Genomic DNA, 21,276 nt, shown 5'->3' with positions numbered 1-21,276 from the left:
CAATGTATGCGCATGCGGGAGACTAGAACCAATGACGTTGTTAAACAACGCGCATTTGCGTCGCGCGAGGTGGTGCCTCCGCCCGGATGTTCATCGCCCTGCATTTTTGGCATAGTCCGGGCACAAGAGTGGGGATCGGGATGTCAAAGACCATTTTGGTGACCGGCGCGGCTGGTGACATCGGCCGTGCACTCTGCGCCCGGTTTCTGGCCGACCGCAACCGTGTCGTCATGCTCGATCGCGACGAGGCGGCGCTGCAAAAAGCGACCGAGGAGCTCAGGTCAGGCGAGGCCCTGGTGAGTGCCGTGGCGGACGTGACTGACCTATCGTCAGTTCAGATGGCCATTGCCGAAGTGCAGGCACGCTTCGGCCCTATCGATGTTCTGGTCAACAATGCCGGAGCGGTCGTCAGTCCCACGCTTGCTTCCACAGACGAGGCCGCCTGGCTTGCCGATGTGGATCTCAATCTCAACGGCGCGTGGCGTTGCACCCGGGCGGTTCAAGAGAGCATGATCGAGCGCCGCGAGGGAGTCATCGTGAACATTTCATCCGCCAATGGTTCGGGAATTTACGGCTACCCGGCTTATAGCGCCGCCAAGGCAGGTCTGGAGCATCTCACCCGTTTTCTCGCCGTCGAGTTGGGTCGGCATGGCATCCGCGCCAACGCCATCGCGCCCGGAAGCGTCAAGACGCAGGCCTGGAAGGCGCGGGTCGAAGCCAATCCCGAGATCTTCGAACGCCTTAAGAAATGGTACCCGTTGGGCGACATCTGCGTGCCCGAGGACATCGCCGGAGTGGCGGCCTTTCTGGTCGGTCCGGATGCCCGGATGATCACCGGAGCCGTCCTTCCCGTCGATGGTGGCCTCTCCGCAGGCTCCACCACTATGGCTCGCGAGTTCTGCGGCGCCGAAATCTGATCGCCCGGATTGGCGCCGGTCGTGTTCAGCGTTGACATACCTGAGTCACTGGCGACCGCTCCGCCTGCTCGCATGCGCCGTCTCGGTTAGAACCTGACGCCCAGATACGTTCTGTCGTCGGCCCAGAACGAGCCAATCGATCCTTTCGGCGAAGGATACAGCACGACTTTGGACGGATCGTCGCGCTCCACTTCGGCAAAGGCCTTCTCCCACGCCTCGGCCCCGAAGCTGTCGCCGGGTTTGAAGTATCCGTCCGAGAAAATCTCGATGGTCCGAACGTCACCGCGCGGGATGCTTTCAATGCGGATCAGGCTCTCCGGTACTGGGAAGCCGTCAAGGCATGGATAGCCGAGAAGCGTGGAGGCGTCATTTTGGTAGCCGCTCTGCGCATTCACGATGCCGCCGGTGACCAGATTGTGAATATCGCCCGGCGATATATGAGGAAGTGCCCGGAGATTGGCATCAATGGCACGTTGCTCGATCAACGCCATGTCGCTCGCATCGAGCACGCCAACCAAATCTTCCACAGGTTGGCGGGTGCCATGCCATGTGATGCGGCGAGAGGTTTGCTCTTGTAACGCGCGATCGCCAGTCCGCTGGCCGATGACCGGCCATGCCTCTCGACGCAACGCCGAGGTAATGAGATCGAGGTCCTTCTCCATCCGAAGGATCTTCGTGCCATTGATGCGCACGCCGCTGTCGCCGACCAGGATAATGTCGAGTGACGTCTCCTTGACAAGCACAAGTGCGAGCGCAGCGGCGAGACGTGAGTTGGGATCGGATTGTGCCCTCTCGAACGTGCCGTGTGCCTCGTAGGCGCGAGACATTTCCGCCGTCAGTCGTCTGACGATGACAAATCCGTCTGCGGGATGGTCGGGCGCGCTCAGCATATGCTCGAGCGCGCCCTGGACGATCATGGCCGCATACTGACCCGACGAGACCCCGCCATATCGGCTTCCGCCGCGGTCCGTAACGCCGTCGATCACTGCGTAAGCGCGACCCGGCAGGATCACGAGACGGTCCTCGTTCGATTGAGGCGTGGACGGATCCTTCGCCTCGGAAAAGGCCTCGATCAGCATGGGATTCGACCGGAGGTCGCTTAGCGGCTCTGCAGCGCGGCCTTCCACTTGGCGATCCAGTCGGCGCGGTTCTGCGCGACCTTCTTGATGTCATACTCGACGAGCTTGACCTCGCTGAGCGGCTTCAAACCAGCGCCCGTAACGTCATTGCGAACAGAGCGTCTGCCAATATCCGATACCAGCTGCTCCTGGACAGGCTTGGAGAGAAGCCAATCGATGAAGATCTTGGCGTTGTCCGCATGGGGCGCTCCCTTCACAAGCGCGACGCCGTCCGCCACGGTGGAGGAACCATCGGCCGGATAGACGATAGCGACGTTGCCGCCACCCTTCACGTAATCCAACGCATTGTCTTCAAGCGTCAGGCCGACAAGAGCCTCGCCGTCGTTCACGTAGCGGGGGACCGCTCCCGAGCTGTCGGACAGGTTGGTGTTGGCGAGAATTTTGTTGTTCACCTCCCAGCCCTTGTCGCCATGCGCGATCAGCACGGTGGCGAGTTGCTGAAAGGACGAGCCGGAGGTATCGGCACGGGCGGCAGAGATCTTGCCCTTCCATTTGGCGTCGCCGAGTTCGGCCCAGGTCTTGGGATACTCGGCGGGCTTCAAGTCTTTCTTGTTGACGGCCATCACCAGCAGAATGCCCGTATAGGGAATCCATTCGGGGCTGACCTTGTAAGCGGGCAGGAGGGCCGCGTCGTCCTTCGGCTTGTAAGTGGCCAGGAGGTCCTTGTTATCCTCAAGCTGCTCGCCGCCGATGCTCCAGATGACGTCCGCTTTCGGCGCCGACGACTCAGCCTTGACGCGCTTGATGATATCGCCTGAGCCAGCCTTGACGACATCGACCTTGATGCCGGTCTCCTTCTCAAATTTGGGGACCAGGGCGTCAACGATGGACGCTTTGTGGGCGGTGTAGACGACGACAGACTTGTCCTGCGCCATGGCGGCGACGCTCATCGAGGCAAGCAATACGCCTGCGGTCAGGCCAGCTTTTAACATTTTTCATCCTCCCTGGATTAAGTAACAAAGCTACGGCATGTTGCTGAAAGCCATAAGTTTTGTAAAGTCGCGGCCGCAGAAAGCATAATGACAAAAACAGGAGCGGGGCGTGGCGGACTTGAAGATCCAGGGGCTGGCCAAGAGTTACAGGGATGTTCGTGTCCTTGAGGGCATCGATCTCCATATTGCCTCGGGAGAGTTCTTCACGCTTTTGGGCCCCAGTGGTTGCGGCAAGACGACATTGCTGCGGACCATTGCCGGCTTTCAGCATCAGGATCGCGGCGAAATCATCGTCAAGGGCGAACGGATTGACAACAAGCCTGCTCACAAGCGCGACATCGGGATGGTCTTCCAGGATTATGCGATCTTTCCGCACCTGACGGTGGCCGAGAATGTTGCCTTCGGTCTGAAGGCGCGCTCGCTTCCGAAGGCCGCGATGGACCAGCGGGTCGACGAGAGTCTCAAGATGGTGCGCCTCGAAGGCTATCATGCGCGCTACCCGGCTGAGATGTCCGGCGGTCAGCAGCAGCGCATCGGTCTTGCCCGCGCGATGGCGATCCGTCCGACTTTGCTGCTCATGGACGAGCCATTGTCGAATCTCGACGCCAAACTCCGCATCGAGTTACGTGAGGACATCCGCGACATCCAGCGCCGGCTTGGCATCACAACGATCTATGTCACTCACGACCAGGAAGAAGCTTTGGCGGTCTCCGACCGCATCTGCGTCATGAATAAAGGGAACGTCGAGCAGATCGGCACGCCGTTCGAGATTTATCGCAAGCCGGTGCGCCGATTCGCGGCGGGCTTTGTCGGAACCATGAATTTTCTACCGGCACGGGCTGAGAATGGCCGCCTGATGGTTGGCAGCCAGTCTTTCCCGTTCGCCGGCTTACAAGCGGAGCGCGCGATCGAGATAGCTTTCCGGCCCGAGAATGTGATCCTTGCGAACCGACCTCTCGATGAAGAAGTGCTCCATCTAAGAGCGGAAGTCCGCAAGGTGACCTTCCTCGGCCGCGAAGCGCATTACATGCTGACGACTGAGGCCGGAGAGATTGTCGCGCAGGTCGCCGATCCGAGTTCAGATTTCATCGACATGGAAGGAAAACCGGTCGATATCTGCCTGCCGCTGGCAAAAATCGTCCTGTTCGACCGAAACGGCGATCTGGTGATGACCGGGGCGGCGCGATGAGCAGACGCTTCCGGTTCGATCTCTGGACCTTTGTGCTCATCGGCGCCTGGACCATCCTTCTGATCCTTCTGGTCTGGCCGCTTTCATCCATCGTGCGCGCCAGCCTGATCGACAACGAGACCGGTGCGCTATCCCTCGTCCATTACATGGAAATCTTCACCACGAGGGTCTATCAACGTGCCATCGGCAACACCCTCATCGCAGGCTTCGGCGGCATGATGGGTGCGCTCGTGCTCGGTGTGGCGCTGGCATTCGTGACGACGCGGTTTCATATCTATGGCCGCGCATTGATCCAGACGCTCGCCGTCATCGCGCTCGTCTCGCCGCCCTTTATCGGCGCCTATGCGTGGATCGTGCTCTTCGGCGCCAGCGGCGTTGTCCGCAAAGGGCTCGACAGCATTGGCGTCTCGATCCCGCCCATCTACGGGGTTGCCGGCGTCATCATGGTGTTCAGCCTGAAATTTTTTCCGCACGTGTTCCTGATCACGTCCGGAGCGTTGGCTGCCATCAACCGCTCGGTCGAAGAAGCTGCCGAGAGCTTGGGCGTGCCGCCGGCGAAACGCCTCTTCAAGATCACATTTCCGCTTATCCTGCCCGCAATCTCCGCGAGCGCGCTGCTCACCTTCGTGTTGTCGATTGCCGATTTCGGCACGCCTCGCATCATTGGGCGCGACTTCAACGTGCTCGCGACGGAAGCCTTCAATCTCTTCGGCGGCGAGGTGGGCGGCAATCCCGGAATGGCCTCGGCGCTCAGCATGGTGCTGATCTTCCTGTCGATGACGGTCGTCTTCGCCCAGCGGTGGGTCTTGCGGCGCAATGTCTATCACAGCAATATGATCAAGAAGCCCGAACGCCAGCACGTCACGGGCCTCCGATCGGCCGGTCTCCACCTGCTCGCCTACGGAATCGTGCTGATCGGCGCATTGCCGGCTTTCATCGTGGTGATATTTTCGTTTCGACGCACGAGCGGCCCGGTGTTCCAGCCGGGTGTGAGCCTGCAAAGCTACGAAAAGGTGATCGCCACGGTGTCGGAGCCGATCTGGAACACCCTGACTTTCTCCTCGGTCGCGGTTGTTGCGATCGTCATCACCGGCACCCTCGTCGGTTACTTGATTTCGCGACGGCCCGGCGTAGTCACCGGCGCGCTCGATGCGCTTCTCATGGTGCCCTACATTGTGCCGGGGATCGTCATGGGCATTGCCTTCATCACGCGCTTCAACGACCCGCCGCTCGCGCTCACCGGCACGGGTCTCATAATCATCCTGGTCGTCTATATCCGCCGTCTGCCTTATTCGGCGCGTTCGGTGGCTGCGGCTCTGAAACAGGTCGGCCCCAACCTGGAGGACGCAGCAGTCAGCCTCGGCTATGCGCCCGGCAAGGCATTCATGAAGGTGACGGTGCCGTTGATCCTACCCGGCATCATGGCGGGTGCGCTCATGAGCTTCGTGACGGCCATGAACGAGCTCTCGTCGTCGCTGGTGCTGTATGTCGGCAGCACGATCACGATGCCGGTCCGCATCTACCTTTCAGTCATGGATGGTGAATACGGCACGGCCTCAGCGCTCTCGACGATTCTCCTGAGCATGACGGCGGTTGCGGTTTACGCCGCCTTTCATTTATCGGGTCGGAAGGAGAGCGCGCTGCTGTAACGGCAGTCGGCCGGTCGCCGCTCATAAGCTCTCTCCACGACGCCTATCACATTCTTTGACTTGACCTGCGTGCTTCGCGGCATAGAAACAGGATATGTGGTTGCGAAACCACGTTCGCAGCCCTCCTCATATTCCCCTTGCAGTTGCCGGTAGGCGCTTTCGCGGCCTCACGGGTTGCGCATGCATTTTGATCGGTCGAGATGATCGGCCGATAGAGTTGCCTCTCATGAAATCCGTCTTTTTGCGTAATGCTATTGTTCTCGGGATCCTTTCGGCCATTGGGCCGTTTGCGATCGATATGTATCTGCCCGCTTTTCCGACGATCGCGCGGGACCTCGGCGCAGATATCGGCGCCGTGCAGATGAGCCTGATGAGCTTCTTCCTCGCGGTCGCCATGTGCCAGATCCTCTACGGGCCCATTTCGGATCGTGTCGGACGCAAGCCGCCGATTTATTTCGGTCTGACACTCTTCATCATCGGCGGCATCGGCTGCAGTTTCGCCACGAGCGCCGAGGCATTGGTTGTCCTGCGGTTCGTTCAGGGTATCGGAGCGTGCGCCAGCATGGTGATCACACGCGCGATCATCCGCGACCTGCACACCGGCCATGAAGCCGCGCGATTGATGGCAACGACGATGCTGGTGTTCAGTATCTCGCCACTTCTGGCGCCGCTCGCCGGGAGCCTTCTGACGGAATTCTTCAGCTGGCGCGTCATTTTCTGGGCGCTCGCGCTGATTGGCCTCGGCGGCCTCGCGGTGGCGGCGTTTCTTTTGCCCGAGACGCGGACAGTGGAAGCGCGCCAAGCGAGCATGGGGCAACGTGGCGTCGGGCAGGTGGCTCGTACCTATTTCAGCCTGCTGAAAGATTGGCGGTTTCTTGGGCTCGTATTTGTCGGCGGTCTTGGCCAAGCGAGTTTCTTTGCTTATCTCGCCGGATCTTCGGTAGTGTTCATCGAGCATTTCGGCTTGAGCCCTTCCGCGTACAGCCTTGTCTTCGCGACCAACGCCATCGCGTTTATCGGCGGCGCCCAGTTCAACAGTTTTCTGATGCGTCGCTTTGGCGCCGAACGGGTAGTGCGCACGGCGATCACCATTTTCGCCGTTCTGACGACCCTGCTTCTCATCATGACGCTCGCTGGTGTGGACAATGGGTTCGTGCTCTGGGGGATGCTGTTCGGGGCGTTCGGTTGCCTAGGTTTGGTGATTCCGTCCACCGCTGTGCTGGCGCTGGAGGCCCACGGCGCGAACGCTGGAACCGCCTCGGCGCTCATGGGTACATTGCAGCTTTGTACAGGCGCGACCGTCATCGTCCTGGTCATTGCGTTCTTCGACGGCACGCCCATGTCGATGGTGGCAGCCATCGCGGGCTGCGGGTTGACCGCCGTCACGTTGAGCTGGACGTTGTTGAAGCGGCGGCGCTCCTACCCTTGAGAACCGGTCCGCTCGCTGATCCAGTCGCGGAATGACCGCACGAGAGGGGCCTCGGCCTTCGAGTCCGGGTACACCAGATAATAGGCGCCGCTGCTCATGAGGCTGTGCGGAAAGAGGATCTCCAGCCGCCCCGATTCCAACTCCTCCGCAATGAGGAATTGAGGAATCAGCGCCACGCCGAGGCCTGCGACGGCCCCCTGAGCCACCATGGCGAATTGTTCGAAACGCGGACCTCGCAGGGCGTTGCCAGCCTCCACACCGGCGCTCGCGAACCACTCGGCCCAACCCGTCGAACGGGTGCTTTGCTGCAGGAGGGTCGCGCGGCCGAGGTCCGCCGGCTCCTTGATTCGCTCGCAGTCCCGGTAAGCGGGACTGCAGACGGGGACGCATTCCTCCTTCATCAGCAATTCGCACACGGCGCCCGGCCAATGGGGCTGCCCGAAATGGATGGCGGCATCGAAAGGTTCGGCTGCAAAATCGAACGGCACAAGCCTGACGCCAAAATTGACCGTGACATCGGGGTGTCGAGCGAAGAATTCCGGCATGCGCGGAATGAGCCAGCGTGTTCCAAAAGTGGGCAGCACGGCGAGATTGAGAACGCCGCTCGTCCCCGACAAGGCGATTGCCTGACGCGTCGCATCCGACAATTCTGTGAGGGTGTGGCGTACCTGGGACGCGTAGAGGCGACCTACATCGCTCAGCACCACGCGTTGCCGGGTGCGGCGGAATAAGGAGAGGCCAAGCGTCTCCTCCAGTTGCTGGATCTGGCGAGAGACGGCGCTTTGGGTCAGGTTGAGCTCTTCGGCGGCTCTTGAGACGGAGCCGTGACGTGCCGTTGCCTCAAAGGCCAGGAGGTTGCCAACGTTGGGGAGAAAACCTCGACGAAGCACGCGTTCATTCCATTTACGAATAACCTGCTTCGAAGATGTCGATTTACACCAGCCCTGTCCAGGGCCATTTTGCGGGCCAATTTCAATGTCTCACGACGGTGACCGCGGCCTCGGAACCGTCAGGAAAAAGGATCATGATGATGTCTGCTGCACACAAGGAAGTCGCGAAGCTTGAGTGGCAGGACCCGCTTCTGATCGAGGATCTCCTGACAGACGACGAGCGGATGATCCGCGATACGGCCCGCGCCTACGCCCAGGAGAAGCTCCAGCCTCGCATTATCGAGGCCTACCGGGACGAGAAGACGGATCGATCCATCTTCAACGAGATGGGCGAGCTCGGCCTTCTCGGGCTGACCTTGCCTGAGGATTACGGCTGCGCCGGCGCATCGTACGTGAGCTACGGCCTCGTCGCCCGCGAGGTCGAGCGCGTCGATTCGGGCTATCGCTCGATGATGAGCGTCCAATCGTCCCTCGTGATGTATCCCATCTACGCTTACGGCACCGAGGAACAACGGAAGAAATATCTGCCCAAGCTCGCCACCGGGGAATTCGTCGGATGCTTTGGCCTGACGGAGCCCGACGCAGGCTCCGATCCCGGCGGCATGCAAACTCGCGCTGAGAAGATTGACGGCGGCTATCGGCTGACCGGAAACAAGACCTGGATCTCGAACGCCCCCATCGCCGATGTGTTCGTCGTGTGGGCCAAGTCGGCCGCGCACAACAACGAGATCCGCGGCTTCGTGCTCGAAAAAGGAATGAAGGGCCTGTCCGCTCCCAAGATCGGCGGCAAGCTCTCTCTTCGCGCCTCCATCACCGGCGAGATCGTCATGGAGGGCGTCGAAGTGCCGGAGGAGGCCCTGCTTCCGAACGTGTCCGGGCTGAAAGGGCCATTCGGCTGCCTCAACCGTGCCCGTTACGGCATTTCATGGGGCTCGTTGGGCGCAGCAGAGGATTGCTGGCACCGTGCCCGGCAATACACGCTCGATCGCAAACAATTCAACCGTCCGCTCGCTGCGACTCAGCTGGTGCAGAAAAAGCTGGCCGACATGATGACCGAAATTACTCTCGGTTTGCATGCGAGTTTGCGCGTGGGACGTCTGTTTGATGAGGGCCGGGTCGCGCCTGAGATGATCTCCCTCGTCAAGCGCAACAATTGCGGCAAGGCGCTCGAGATCGCGAGGGTCGCCCGCGACATGCATGGCGGCAACGGCATCCAGGAGGAATATCACGTCATGCGTCACGCGCAGAATCTTGAAACCGTGAACACCTATGAGGGCACGCACGATGTGCACGCCCTCATCCTCGGGCGTGCGCAGACGGGCCTGCAGGCGTTCTTTTAAGCCAGACGAGCACATCAATGGAACAGCCTCTTGCGGGCCTGAAGGTCCTCGAACTCGCGCGCATTCTCGCCGGGCCTTGGGTCGGGCAGCTTTTGGCCGATCTCGGCGCGGATGTAGTCAAGGTCGAGCGCCCCGGCGCCGGCGACGACACACGTGGATGGGGCCCTCCGTTCATCGAGGGTGCCGATGGCGGTGACCTGTCGGCCGCGTATTTTCACGCCTGCAACCGCGGCAAGCGCTCCATCGCCGTCGACTTCGAGACACCCGAGGGTCAGGCGCTCATTCGAGGCCTGGCCAGCCACGCCGATGTGGTGGTGGAGAATTTCAAAGTCGGCGGCCTCAAGAAATATGGCCTCGACTACGACAGCCTCAAGGCGGTCAATCCGCGTCTCATTTATTGCTCCATCACCGGCTTCGGACAGAACGGGCCTTACGCTGCGAGAGCGGGCTACGACTTCATGATCCAGGGCATGGGTGGAGTCATGGATCTGACGGGCGACCCTGATGGGGAGCCGCAGAAGATCGGCGTGGCGTTCGCGGACATTTTTACCGGCGTGTACTCGGTGGTCGGGGTGCTCGCAGCCCTGCGCCGTCGCGACGAATCGGGGCAGGGCGCACATCTCGACATGGCACTGCTCGACGTCCAGACCAGCGTGTTGGCAAACCAGGCGTTGAACTACCTGGCCTCCGGGAAAACACCGCGCCGGATGGGCAATGCCCATCCGAACATCGTGCCCTACCAGGTTTTCCCGGTGGCGGACGGACACGTCATCGTCGCCGTAGGAAATGACGGCCAGTTCGCGCGCTTTGTCGCTGTGCTGGGTCAGGCTGAATTAGCACAGGATGAGCGCTTCCGAACCAATGTCGGGCGCGTCAGCCACCGTCCGGAGCTGGTTCCGCTTCTGACTGCGCTAACCGTCAAGGTCACCCGCGACGCTTTGCTCTCGGCGCTGGAGGCTCAAGGGGTGCCCGCGGGGCCGATCAACACCGTGGCCGATGTCTTTGCCGATCCGCAGGTTGTCGCGCGAGGCATGAAGATCGACCTGCCTTCAACAGCCGCCAAGGCAGGGACGATACCCTCGGTTCGCTCGCCCATCGTCATGGATGGTCAGCCGATGACATCCAGACGCCCGTCGCCGCGCCTTGGGGAGCACACGGACGAGATCTTGAACGATCCGTCATGGATGGGGTGATGCAGGGCTATTCCGCGATCCCGTTTTCGAGGAGCTTCGTGACAGACGCCGCGATCCTGTCGCGGTCCTCTTCAGAAAACGGGCTGAGATCGTGCATCTCGAAGCTGTTGAGGCCCTCGACTGCCAGCCAGGCGAGAAGACACGCGTCGAGATCGTCTGACGTCTCCCTCATTTCCGTCAGGGTTTTTCGAATCACCTGACGAACCGGTTCAAGAAGCGCCGGATTTTCCGATGAGGCGGCAAGCATCCCGTTGGCGATGTCTTTCATCTTGCCGGCGTGCATTTTGAGAAGCGCGGCAGTACAGAGGCGAGCCTCAAGGTTCCGTCCGGGAGGCGTATGCCCCCGAAGGGTCTCTTTCTCAGCAGACACTTCGTCAACGAGGCGCTGGATCATCCCCTGCAGCAACGCATCCTTGCTGGGGAAATTGTAGAGAAGGCCGCCTTTGCTGAGCCCGGCTCGCTCGGCCACGGCCTCAAGCGTCAGTCGACCGGCGCCGATGGAGCCGACAAGTTCCGCCGCAGCGTCGAGAATCTTCTCCCGGGAGCTTTTGCGCCCGCGGATACAATTGAACATTCGCACCTCTCGTGCACTCTTGCACTGAACCGTCCAGACGGTATATAAACGGTGCCGCTGCCTTGGCGTCAAGAGGAACCTGAGGTAAGGCAGCGCTCCAAAACATTCAATCGTCTGGTGCACCAGACGTCGGAACACGGATAAGCCACAATGAAACGGCGCCTCGTAGTTACCCTCGTGTTCGTCCTCGCGATTGGACTTTGCGCCGGGCTGATCTGGTTCAACTTCTTCAAAGAGCGGATGATCAAGGACTTCTTCGCGAATATGAAGCCGCCGGCGCAGGCCGTGTCGTCCGCCAAGGTCGAAGCGAAGACTTGGAACCCGGCGATCGGGGCCATCGGCACCGCACGGGCGGCGAACGGCGTGGAACTGGCCTTCGAAACGGCCGGTATCGTGAAGGAAATCCAGTTCAAGGCCAACCAGAATGTCACCAAGGGTGCGGTGCTGGTCCAGCTCGACGACACGGTCGAGCGCGCCGATTTGCAGGACGTGCAGGCCAACGTGAAGACGGCGGAGAGCGCCTTCGAGCGCGCCAAGACGCTCTCGTCGCGCGGCTACGGCACCGAGGCCAATTTCGACCAGGCAAGCGCGTTCCTTGCCGCGGCCCGCTCCCGCCTGGCGCGGCTGCAGGCAACGATCGAGCAGAAGGCGCTGAAAGCGCCCTTCTCCGGCGTCATCGGCATTCCGCGAATCGATGTCGGTCAGTATCTGCAGCCCGGCACGGTGATCGCGAGTTTTCAGGATCTCGATTCGATGAAGGTCGACTTCACGGTGCCCGAGCAGGTTGCGGCAGATGTCAAGCTCGGCCAGGAAGTCCATGTCGGCGTCAGCGAGACAAATCTGCCCTTCAGCGGGAAAGTGATCGGCAAAGACCCGCGCGTGGACCCGAAAACGCGCCTCGTTTCCGTGCAGGCCCTCGTCGAGGACAACAAGGACGGCTCCATTCTTCCCGGCCAGTTCCTTCACGTCGAGGTAGTGTTGCCGCCTCAGCCGAACATCGTGACAGTTCCCCAGACAGCGGTCGTGACCAGTCTCTACGGCGATTACGTCTTCACGATCGACGAAGAGGACAAGGCCGGCGAGAAGGTGTTGACGACCAAACAGGTCTTCGTGAAGACCGGTCGCCGCCGCGGCGGCGCGATCGAGGTGGTGTCCGGCATCACGCCTGGCCAACTCGTGGTCGCGTCGGGACAGAACAAGCTTCAGGCCGGGTCAACGGTCAAGATCAACAACAGCGTCGACGTGACGAAATTTGACGCGACCAAACTTGCCAACGGGCAGTAGGCACACACCATGAGTTTTACAGAACTCTTCATCCGCCGCCCCGTCCTGTCGATGGTGGTGAGCCTGCTCATCCTTCTGCTCGGCGCGCAGGGGCTGATGAGCCTTCAGGTTCGCCAGTATCCAGAGGTGGAAGAAACCACCATCACGATCACCACGACTTATGTGGGTGCCAGCGCGGATCTGATGCAGGGCTTCATCAGCACGCCGATCGCCAAGTCCGTATCGAGCGCGGAGGGCGTGGACTACGTCACGTCGCAAAGCCGGCTTGGTGTCAGCACTGTATCGGTCCGCATGCGCCTCAACACCGATCCGAACGCCGCCCTCACCGAGGTGACGGCCAAGGTGCAGCAGGTCCGTGCGCAATTGCCGACCGACGCCGAAGATCCGGTCATCATGAAAGGCACGGGTCAGACCTTCGCGTTGATGTATCTGACCTTCGCCAGCTCCGAGATGAACTCGGAGCAGGTGTCGGAGTTTCTCACCCGCGTGATCCAGCCTCGCTTCGCAACGCTTGAGGGCGTGGGCGGCGCCGAGATTCTCGGCGGCCGCGAATTCTCCATGCGCGTGTGGATCGATCCTCAGCGTCTCGCCGCACGCGGCGTCACCGCAAGCGATGTGGTCGCGGCCATTCGCGCCAGCAATTTCCTTGCGGCTCCGGGCAAAACCAAGAACGAATTCGTCGCTTACGCGCTCGAAATGCAGACCACCTTCCAGACGCCGGAAACCTTCGCAACGCTGCCGATCCGCGCGAATGGCGACCAGATCGTGCGCCTGCGCGATGTTGCCGATGTGGAACTGGGTCCCAAAAGCACGGACACGAAGGTCAGCTTCAATGGCAAGGAGGGCACCTTCATCGGCATCACGCCGACTCCCGCTGCCAATCCCCTGAGCGTCGCCTCGGAAGTCACCCGTGCGATCGAGGAAATCAGGCCGACGCTGCCGAAAGGCATGACGGTGGAGATCGTCTACGACGCCTCGAACTTCATCTCCGCATCGATCGAGGAGGTGTTCAAGACGATCGGCGAAGCAGCGTTGATCGTCATTGTGGTGATCCTCTTGTTCCTAGGCTCGTTCCGCTCGGTGCTGATCCCCATCGTGACGATTCCGCTATCTCTGGTGGGTGTCTGCTTCGTGCTCTTTGCGCTTGGATATTCCATCAACCTGCTGACCTTGCTGGCGATGGTTCTGGCCATCGGCCTTGTGGTCGACGACGCTATTGTGGTGTTGGAAAATATCCATCGACATATCGAGGAAGGACTCCAACCGATCGATGCAGCGATCGTGGGCATGAAGGAGATCTTCGGTCCCATCGTGTCGATGACTATCACGCTCGCGGCCGTTTACGCGCCCATCGGTTTCACCCAAGGCCTCACCGGCACGCTGTTCCGCGAATTTGCCTTCACCCTCGCCGGAGCGGTGGTGATCTCGGGCATCATCGCCGTGACCTTGTCGCCGATGATGTCGGCCAGATTGCTCAAGGCGCACGGGCATGGCGGGCAGACGGGTTTCGCTGGTTTCGTCGATCGCACGTTCACCAAAGTGGAGAACTGGTATGCGCGTCGCCTGTCGGGTTCGCTCGACTATCGGCCGATCACGCTCCTGATTGTGGCAGCGCTCCTCGGCACGACCGTGTTCCTCTTCATGAAGACGCCATCCGAGTTGGCACCCGAAGAAGATCAGGGCGCTTATCTGGGCCTCGTCAACACCCCACAATACGCGACCGTCGATTACACCCAGGCGTTTGCGGCAGGCTTCACGCGCGCCGGCGAAAAGATTCCGGAGATCGACGATACGTTCCTGATCGCCGGCATTGACGGCGGCGGCAGTGGCTTCGTCGGCTTCAAGCTCAAGGAATGGTCGGAGCGTTCGAAAAAAGGTGCGGAGACGAAGCAGGAGATCCAAAATCTCTTGAATGAAAACGCAGGCGTGCAGGCGTTTGTCTTCTCGCCACCCTCCCTTCCCGGTGCCGGCGGCGGTCTTCCGATCCAGTATGTCCTGCGTACGATCGGCGATCCCGCTCAAGCCTACGAGGTGGGCGAGCAGGTCAAGCAGAAAGCGACAGCGTCCGGAAAGTTCATCGTCGTCGCCAACTCGGTCACTTACGAGACGCCGCGTGCGCGCATCATCGTCGATCGCGACCGTGCGGCGGCTCTCGGTGTTCCGGTCAGTGAGATCGGCACGACCCTCGGTGCCTTGGTGGGTGGTGCGTCGATCTCGAAATTCGATCGCGATAATCGAAGCTATGACGTCGTCAGCCAGGTGCGGCAAACCGACCGTCTGAATCCGGAACGTCTCACGGAATTCTTCGTGCGCGCCGCCGATGGTTCAATGGTGCCGCTTTCCGCGTTGGTGCGCATCGAAACCGACGCGGCTCCAGCGGCGATCGAGCAGTTCAACCAGTTGAACTCGGCAACATTGTCGGCTCTTCCGATGCCTGGCGTCACCACGTCCGAAGGCTTGGCGACCCTGCGCCAGATCGGCCGGGAAGTCATGCCGCAGGGTTTCTATGAGGACTATGCCGGGCAATCCCGTCTTGAGGTCCAGGAGGGAAGTTCGATCGCGCTGGCGTTCGGCCTTGCCATCATCGTGATCTATCTGGTGCTCGCCGCTCAATTCGAGAGCTTCCGCGATCCCTTCATCATCATGATGTCGGTGCCGCTCTCGATGTTCGGCGCGATGATCTTCCTCAATCTCGGATTGGCGACGCTCAACATCTACACGGAGGTCGGGCTGATCACCCTTGTGGGCCTGATTACCAAGCACGGCATTCTGATGGTGGAGTTCGCCAACGACTACAAGGAGAAACACGGCGCGAGCAATCGCAAAGCCATCGAAGAGGCAGCGCGTGTCCGGTTGCGCCCGATCCTCATGACGACGGCCGCCATGGTGCTGGGCGTTGCGCCCTTGCTTTATGCCAGCGGTGCGGGTGCGGCCGCGCGATTCTCCATGGGTCTGGTGATTGCTTCAGGCATGTCCATCGGCACAGTCTTCACCCTCTTTGTGGTGCCGATGTTCTATACCTACATCGCGCGCCAGCCGAAGCCGGTCGCAAAAGTCGAGGAAGAGCCTTTCGCCCCGCCGCGGGCGTGGGCCGCCGAATAACGAAAAGGCCGGGCATTGCCCGGCCTTTTTTAATCTGCATGACGGCGATCGCGTGGACGACCTAGCGTGCGCTTTCGCCTTCGACCTCGATGAAAGCCGACAGTGACTTGAAACCAGCCTGCTCGGCAGCCGTCTTCACAGCCTCGGCAACTTCGGCCGAGTGAACTTCGACCGTCTTGCCAGTCTTGGTGCAGACGAACATCACCTTCATGGCGTTCACTTCGGGCTGGCCGTGCGACACGATGTAAGAGTTCTGGGTCGCAAGACGGTGCACGAGCCCCGCATCTCGAAGGAAGTCGAGAGCGCGATAGATGGTGACGGGCGCCAGGCGCTTCTTGTCGCTGCTGAGCCGGTCCACAAGATCGTACGCACCCACCGGACCGCCAGTCTGAACGAGCTCCCGATAGACGCGCTCGCGGATCGGCGTCAGCCGAAGATTATTGGCGCGGCAAAGGTCGTCGGCGCGCTGGAGGAGAGTCTCCTCCTCGTCTTTCCTTATGGCCCGGGCATTCATGAAATTGCTCCTGTAATAACAAATCCTACCCGTTTATATAGGGAAAGCGGCGGCGGCACAATGTGGTATCGTTGCAATTTATGCTTGCAAAATTGCAGATTGCAAAACTGTCGGTGACATTTTCGGCAGATTCAGCGTGCGGAGACAGAAAACAGAGGTTCGAACGCGTCGCGAGGCGGCAAGGCCGAAGGCTCAAGCAGCGCATGATTCGCACAGGCCGCGAACTTCGACCGTAATCTTTTTGGGCGCGAAGGCGTTGCTTTCGCTCCAGACGGCGAGGCGTTCCCCGATCTGCGGGTCGGTAAATTCGGTCACGGCACCGCAAGCTTCGCAAATGGCGAAGGCCGCCATCTCGTGGTGATGCGGGTGCAGATGCTGACAGGCCACGTAGGCGTTCAGGCTCTCTAGGCGATGGGCCAGGCCCTTTTCGATCAGTTTGTCCAACGAGCGGTAGACGGTAGGGGGCGTGACAGCGCCTTTGGCTCTCATCTTGTCCAGCACGTCATAGGCCGAGAGGGGATTGCGCGCAGCCGTAAGGATTCGATGCACGCGCTTCTGCGTGTCATTGAGTTCCTCGATGGCGTGGCTGTGATGCTTCGAATTCATCAGATCGTATCCGCAAGGCCTATAGGTAGGTGTTGGTGGAACCGATTCCAAATCTCGGCAATCGCCCTGACCTAGCCTGTCGCGTCCCTCCTGTCACGGCTTTGGAAACAATGCTGCTCGAGAGCGGCCGGGCCTTACTCCGCCCCGCCGTTCTCGTCTCCGATGATCTGACCCTCGCGCGGGACGCGGGTTACCTTTGGCGGGTCGCTTGCAGGGAACGTATCCTCGAGTTCACGATCAAGCTCGCGATCGAGTTCCTCCTTTGTGCGTTCGCGCGGACGCTGCTTATGAGGTTCCTTTGGCATTGTCAGGTCCTTGAGTTTCTCGCGATCCATCGACTGATATTAAGTCGAGATGGTCACGAAGTGGAAACACGCGTCTCATGGCGTCTTGCACCATGCGGCGAAGCGTCCGCAGCAAACTTCAACCCTTCGCAAACGTTATCAGGCTCACCGCGAGTCGTCTGCCGGGTTGCCATGAAACCAGAAGGTTTCGCCTGAGTGATGGCCTCGGCGAAGCGCTCGGGCGCTCGAGCGGCGGCGCCGACGGCAATTTTCGCTGCTCCGTGGTATCTAAGTATAAGCCAGCAAAACTACAGTTTATAATCATTCTAATCACCGTTTATAGTCATTCTAATTGCAGTAACATCTTGCTTGTTGCCTCCTGTTTTTTGCGACGAAGGTATTGCGAACACTGAAGCAATGGTGCAGTAGCGCATTGCCCCGGTCGACACGCGCCGGCGATCTGCTCAAAAATTCGACGGAGATTGATCCATGAAGCCATCCACCCCTTTGCGGCGCAGCGTCCAAATTGCGCTCCTCGCCGGAACCATTGGATTGTCCTCGGGCGCCGCATTCGGTCAGGAGATCAATCTCTACACGACGCGTGAGCCAGGCCTGATCAAGACCCTGATCGACGCTTTCACTCAGGCCAAGGGCGTCAAGGTCAACACCATCTTCGTCAAGGACGGCCTTGCCGAGCGGGTCGAAGCGGAAGGGGACAAATCACCGGCGGACGTTCTCATGACGGTCGATATTGGCAACCTGATCGACCTCGTGGACAAGAAGCTCACACAGCCGGTCAAGTCGGCGACGCTTGAGAGCGCCATTCCGGCCAACTTGCGTGGTGCCGGCGGCGAATGGTTCTCGTTGTCTCTGCGCGCCCGCGTTCTCTATGCCGCCAAGGATCTCGACGTCTCGACGTTCACGTATGAGAACCTTTCCGATCCGAAGTGGAAGGGCAAGGTCTGCATCCGCTCGGGGCAGCACCCTTACAACACGGCGCTGTTTGCCGCCTACATGGTTCATCACGGCGCGCCGAAGACCGAAGAATGGCTGAAGGGCCTCAAGACCAACCTTGCCCGTAAGGCTGGCGGCGGCGACCGCGAGGTGGCACGCGACATTCTCGGCGGCATTTGCGAGATCGGGATCGGCAATTCCTATTACGTCGGCCTGATGCGCAGCGGGAAGGGCGGGCCTGACCAGCAGAAATGGGGCGACGCCATCAAGGTGGTGCTTCCGACCTTCGAAGGTGGCGGCACGCACGTCAACGTCTCAGGCGCGGCCATCGCCCGCAATGCACCGAACAAGGCCGCGGCGATCAGTTTCGTTGAATACCTCGTTTCGGACGAAGCCCAGAAGATCTACGCTCAAGCGAACTATGAGTACCCGGTGAAGGCGGGCGTCGCTTCCGACCCGATCATTGCGGCATTGGGGCCGCTGAAGGTCGATAGCATCAACCTCGTCGAGATCGCCAAGAAGCGCAAGGAAGCCAGCATCCTTGCGGAAAAAGTTGGCTTCGACAACTGACGTGATGTGAGGGGTAGTCTGAGACTGCCCCTCACTGTTTTGGTGGGATCGTAGACGATCTGTGTACTTCGTGAAACCAAAGCGGCATTCATTTAAGAACCGGCCGTGGCTTGTCGCCTCCGCCGCGATCGCCGGCTTTGTGGCATCGCCTGTGGTTGTTCTGGCGTTCCTCGCGGCACGCGGGTCAGATGGTCTCTGGACCCACTTGGCTGCGAATGTCCTCCCGGTCGCTTTGCACGATACGTTGATCCTTCTGCTTGGCGTGGGTGTGCTCGTCAGCATTATTGGAACCTGCACTGCCTGGCTCGTCACCACCTGCGAATTTCCAGGCCGCCGCGTCCTGTCGTGGGCTTTGCTCCTGCCCTTGTCGGTGCCGACTTATATCATCGCATACGCCTATCTCGACATTCTCCATCCCATAGGTCCGGTCCAGACGGCCTTGCGTACGGCGCTTGGCATCGACAGCCCACGAGACTTCCGTCTGCCCGACGTGCGCTCGATGGCGGGCTGTATTCTGCTACTTGGCTTCGTTCTCTACCCGTACGTCTATCTCACAACGCGGGCGATGTTTCAGACCCAGGCCGCTGGGCTCATCGAGGCTGCGCGGGTGCTCGGCACACGCAAGGCAGCGCTTTTTTTTCGTGTCGGGTTGCCTCTTGCACATCCGGCCATCGCTGTCGGCGTGAGCCTCGCGCTGATGGAGGCGCTCAACGATATCGGCGCGTCGGAGTTCCTCGGCGTGCGGACATTGTCGGTCTCCATCTACACCACTTGGGTCACGCGCTCGGACCTGCCAGGTGCCGCGCAGATCGCCCTCGTGATGCTTCTCGTCGTGGTGCTTCTCGTCCTCGCAGAGAGGTGGGCTCGCCGGCATCGGCGGTATGCGGCCTCGACGAAGCGTTCCCATCCCTTGAAGCGGGTGCCGCTCAGAGGGGGGGCGGCCGCAGGCGCGTTCGTCGTCTGCATTGTCCCCATCCTCGTCGGTTTTGTCGCGCCCGCCGCATATCTCGTCGTCGAGAGCGTCAAGCGCGTCCGCTTCAGCGGCGTGTCGCCCGCCATCGTGCAGGAAGTCGTCAACACCGTCACGGTATCTCTCGCCGCAACAGTCGCGGTCATTGCGTTGGGCCTTGTTGTCGCCTACGCGGCGCGATTAGGGCGGGGCGAATTTCTCTCGACAGCATCAGTGCGCCTCGCTTCGCTTGGCTACGCAATCCCCGGTACAGTTCTGGCCATCGGCATTCTGCCCTTGATCACCGGGGTCGATGCCATCATCGACGATGTCTTCCAGACGTTTCTCGACGTGCCGTCACGCCTCTGGATTCTAGGATCAGGCACCGGCCTCGTCATCGCCTACACCGCACGCTTCCTCGCAATCTCGGTTGGTGGAATCGAGGCGGGGTTCACGCGTGTTCCGGCCTCGCTGGATGATGCATCGCGGACCCTCGGGAAATCCGCCGGCTCCACCCTGTCCCGCGTTCACCTCCCGCTGATCCGGCCGGCCGTGGCGGCTGCAGCGTTGCTGGTGTTTGTCGATATCATGAAGGAACTGCCGGTCACATTGCTCCTGCGACCACTGAACTTCGAAACCCTCGCGACGCATCTCTATGGTGAGGCGGCTCGCGGCACGTATGAGGAAGCCGCGATCGCCGCGCTGATGATCGTTGCCGCTGGCATCATTCCAGTTGCAATCCTGGGACGCGCAGACCGGAATACGTGAACGAGACGAGTTGCGTTCAGCGGTTGCGCAGGACTCTCAAGGGTCTCCCGCGGCGACGGATTCCGCAATCCGCCGCTCGATCTCGGCGCGATCGGTGACGCCCGAAGGGTTTGTCCGAGATGGCATGAATTTACGGTAGTGGAGGAACCGATCCCGGCTCACCTCTTCGAGCCGCGTCAGTTCCGTCAACGGGTCGGTATGATCGTCCACGCGGATATCGAGCAGCGGGTAGTCTTCTGTATCGTGAATGAGGAGCGCCGCAGACTGCCTGCCGCGCTTGTCCCCTCCCGCCGCCTCGCCGGCTTGAAGGGCGGCGAGAAGGCGGCGCGCCATGGGCTGCCCCTCCGTTGCGACGAAGGCCTGCGCCGTGTCCTGGATCACCTGCTCACCCGCGAGCATGTTGCCCGCGACCGAGAAGGTGTCTCCGATCAGATGTCCGCACCAGGGCACGCATTCGGCTCCGGTATAGGCCGCAAAGCGACCTGTGCGGTCCGTCAGATGCACCTGCCGCTGCGATCGTCCATCGTCCGCCTCTGTGATCCTGCGGATGATCTCCTCGGGGGCGATTCCTGCTTTCAGGAATTCCAGGGCGCGGTAGCCGTAGAATGGGTTGACGAAGGCCTGCGTGGCTATGGCGCCGACGCCGGTCTCGATGAACGGCACGCGGGCGCCAACGGCGAACGCGCAAGTGGAAACCGCGATGGCAAGAAGGCCGCTCAATTCGTCTCGCGCCACGATGGACCATGTCATCGCTATGTCTCCAGACTCTGCAAGTGAATCAGGCACCCCCGGCCGGGCGCTTCCCGCGATCAAGGAAGTTGGGCTCTCCGCACCAATGGCGGCAGCGAGCGGTGAACCGAATGATCCTAGATCGCTCCTGCTCGAGCGCCGGTATCCCACAAAAAAGCGTTGCCGAATGCAGCTCATATTAACTGTCGGTTAACCATAAAGCGACGAGATCAGAGCACAACAGGAATCTGATCGCTCGTGACC

Annotated in this window: 18 protein-coding genes; 10 read left to right on the top strand and 8 right to left on the bottom strand. The window is 60.6% G+C overall.

From position 1 onward, the window contains the following. Positions 1-140: 140 nt before the first annotated feature. A complete protein-coding gene (locus tag FEZ63_RS04295) occupies positions 141-917 on the top strand; it encodes an SDR family oxidoreductase (RefSeq protein WP_150942405.1) in 777 nt (258 codons plus the stop codon). An 86-nt stretch (positions 918-1,003) separates the two neighbouring features. Here the strand turns inward: FEZ63_RS04295 and FEZ63_RS04290 are convergent, their stop codons facing one another. Next, positions 1,004-1,996 (bottom strand): protein phosphatase 2C domain-containing protein, encoded by a 993-nt coding sequence (locus FEZ63_RS04290; protein WP_150942404.1) that lies wholly within the window; start codon positions 1,994-1,996, stop codon positions 1,004-1,006. A 20-nt stretch (positions 1,997-2,016) separates the two neighbouring features. Next, positions 2,017-2,988 (bottom strand): extracellular solute-binding protein, encoded by a 972-nt coding sequence (locus FEZ63_RS04285; protein ID WP_150942403.1) that lies wholly within the window; start codon positions 2,986-2,988, stop codon positions 2,017-2,019. Positions 2,989-3,097: 109 nt separating this feature from the next. Here FEZ63_RS04285 and FEZ63_RS04280 point away from each other — a divergent pair, with 109 nt between their 5' ends. The 3 genes from FEZ63_RS04280 (at position 3,098) to FEZ63_RS04270 (ending at position 7,255) form a co-directional block, all read left to right on the top strand. Beyond that, positions 3,098-4,177 (top strand): ABC transporter ATP-binding protein, encoded by a 1,080-nt coding sequence (locus FEZ63_RS04280; protein ID WP_150942402.1) that lies wholly within the window; start codon positions 3,098-3,100, stop codon positions 4,175-4,177. Further along, positions 4,174-5,826: an ABC transporter permease gene (locus FEZ63_RS04275; RefSeq protein ID WP_150942401.1), complete on the top strand. Its 1,653-nt coding sequence runs from the start codon at positions 4,174-4,176 to the stop codon at positions 5,824-5,826. The genes FEZ63_RS04280 and FEZ63_RS04275 overlap by 4 nt, the downstream gene beginning before the upstream one ends. Positions 5,827-6,052: 226 nt before the next feature. Next, positions 6,053-7,255, top strand: coding sequence for a multidrug effflux MFS transporter (locus FEZ63_RS04270; protein ID WP_150942400.1), 1,203 nt, complete (start codon positions 6,053-6,055; stop codon positions 7,253-7,255). On the opposite strand, the gene FEZ63_RS04265 is transcribed toward FEZ63_RS04270, so the two are convergent. Continuing rightward, positions 7,246-8,145 (bottom strand): LysR family transcriptional regulator, encoded by a 900-nt coding sequence (locus tag FEZ63_RS04265; protein WP_150942399.1) that lies wholly within the window; start codon positions 8,143-8,145, stop codon positions 7,246-7,248. The two genes, FEZ63_RS04270 and FEZ63_RS04265, sit on opposite strands and share 10 nt — an antisense overlap. Positions 8,146-8,279: 134 nt before the next feature. On the opposite strand from FEZ63_RS04265, the gene FEZ63_RS04260 reads away from it, so the two are divergent. Both FEZ63_RS04260 and FEZ63_RS04255 read left to right on the top strand, forming a co-directional pair. Further along, positions 8,280-9,485, top strand: coding sequence for an acyl-CoA dehydrogenase (locus FEZ63_RS04260; protein WP_150942398.1), 1,206 nt, complete (start codon positions 8,280-8,282; stop codon positions 9,483-9,485). 17 nt (positions 9,486-9,502) lie between these two features. After that, positions 9,503-10,678 carry a CaiB/BaiF CoA transferase family protein gene (locus FEZ63_RS04255; RefSeq protein WP_150942397.1) on the top strand — a complete coding sequence of 392 codons (1,176 nt, stop codon included), beginning with the start codon at positions 9,503-9,505 and terminating at the stop codon, positions 10,676-10,678. Positions 10,679-10,685: 7 nt separating this feature from the next. Here the strand turns inward: FEZ63_RS04255 and FEZ63_RS04250 are convergent, their stop codons facing one another. After that, positions 10,686-11,252: a TetR/AcrR family transcriptional regulator gene (locus FEZ63_RS04250; RefSeq protein WP_201274078.1), complete on the bottom strand. Its 567-nt coding sequence runs from the start codon at positions 11,250-11,252 to the stop codon at positions 10,686-10,688. A 150-nt stretch (positions 11,253-11,402) separates the two neighbouring features. Here FEZ63_RS04250 and FEZ63_RS04245 point away from each other — a divergent pair, with 150 nt between their 5' ends. Both FEZ63_RS04245 and FEZ63_RS04240 read left to right on the top strand, forming a co-directional pair. After that, the gene (locus FEZ63_RS04245) at positions 11,403-12,536 is read left to right on the top strand and encodes an efflux RND transporter periplasmic adaptor subunit (RefSeq protein ID WP_150942395.1); all 1,134 of its coding nucleotides are present in this window, start codon (positions 11,403-11,405) and stop codon (positions 12,534-12,536) included. 9 nt (positions 12,537-12,545) lie between these two features. Continuing rightward, positions 12,546-15,638 (top strand): efflux RND transporter permease subunit, encoded by a 3,093-nt coding sequence (locus tag FEZ63_RS04240; RefSeq protein WP_150942394.1) that lies wholly within the window; start codon positions 12,546-12,548, stop codon positions 15,636-15,638. Positions 15,639-15,699: 61 nt separating this feature from the next. On the opposite strand, the gene FEZ63_RS04235 is transcribed toward FEZ63_RS04240, so the two are convergent. The 3 genes from FEZ63_RS04235 to FEZ63_RS25100 all read right to left on the bottom strand — a co-directional run bounded on the left by FEZ63_RS04235 (position 15,700) and on the right by FEZ63_RS25100 (position 17,063). Then, positions 15,700-16,152 carry a Fur family transcriptional regulator gene (locus FEZ63_RS04235; protein ID WP_150942393.1) on the bottom strand — a complete coding sequence of 151 codons (453 nt, stop codon included), beginning with the start codon at positions 16,150-16,152 and terminating at the stop codon, positions 15,700-15,702. 192 nt (positions 16,153-16,344) lie between these two features. Next, entirely contained in the window at positions 16,345-16,758 is a 414-nt protein-coding gene (locus FEZ63_RS04230; protein WP_150942392.1) for a Fur family transcriptional regulator, read from the bottom strand. A 134-nt stretch (positions 16,759-16,892) separates the two neighbouring features. Beyond that, positions 16,893-17,063: a hypothetical protein gene (locus FEZ63_RS25100; RefSeq protein WP_201274077.1), complete on the bottom strand. Its 171-nt coding sequence runs from the start codon at positions 17,061-17,063 to the stop codon at positions 16,893-16,895. A 486-nt stretch (positions 17,064-17,549) separates the two neighbouring features. On the opposite strand from FEZ63_RS25100, the gene FEZ63_RS04225 reads away from it, so the two are divergent. Together FEZ63_RS04225 and FEZ63_RS04220 are read left to right on the top strand one after the other, a co-directional pair. Continuing rightward, positions 17,550-18,566: a Fe(3+) ABC transporter substrate-binding protein gene (locus tag FEZ63_RS04225; RefSeq protein WP_162419665.1), complete on the top strand. Its 1,017-nt coding sequence runs from the start codon at positions 17,550-17,552 to the stop codon at positions 18,564-18,566. A gap of 70 nt (positions 18,567-18,636) precedes the next feature. Further along, positions 18,637-20,283 carry an ABC transporter permease gene (locus FEZ63_RS04220; protein WP_420846258.1) on the top strand — a complete coding sequence of 549 codons (1,647 nt, stop codon included), beginning with the start codon at positions 18,637-18,639 and terminating at the stop codon, positions 20,281-20,283. Between the two features lie 36 nt (positions 20,284-20,319). Here the strand turns inward: FEZ63_RS04220 and FEZ63_RS04215 are convergent, their stop codons facing one another. After that, on the bottom strand, positions 20,320-21,033 hold the full coding sequence (locus FEZ63_RS04215) for a DUF1028 domain-containing protein (protein ID WP_150942389.1): 714 nt from the start codon (positions 21,031-21,033) through the stop codon (positions 20,320-20,322). Between the last annotated feature and the right edge of the window lie 243 nt (positions 21,034-21,276).

This window comes from Microvirga brassicacearum, from assembly GCF_008757455.1.
In the GTDB taxonomy this organism is placed as follows: Bacteria; Pseudomonadota; Alphaproteobacteria; order Rhizobiales; family Beijerinckiaceae; genus Microvirga; species Microvirga brassicacearum.
This window is presented reverse-complemented; position numbering and strand designations above follow the sequence as displayed.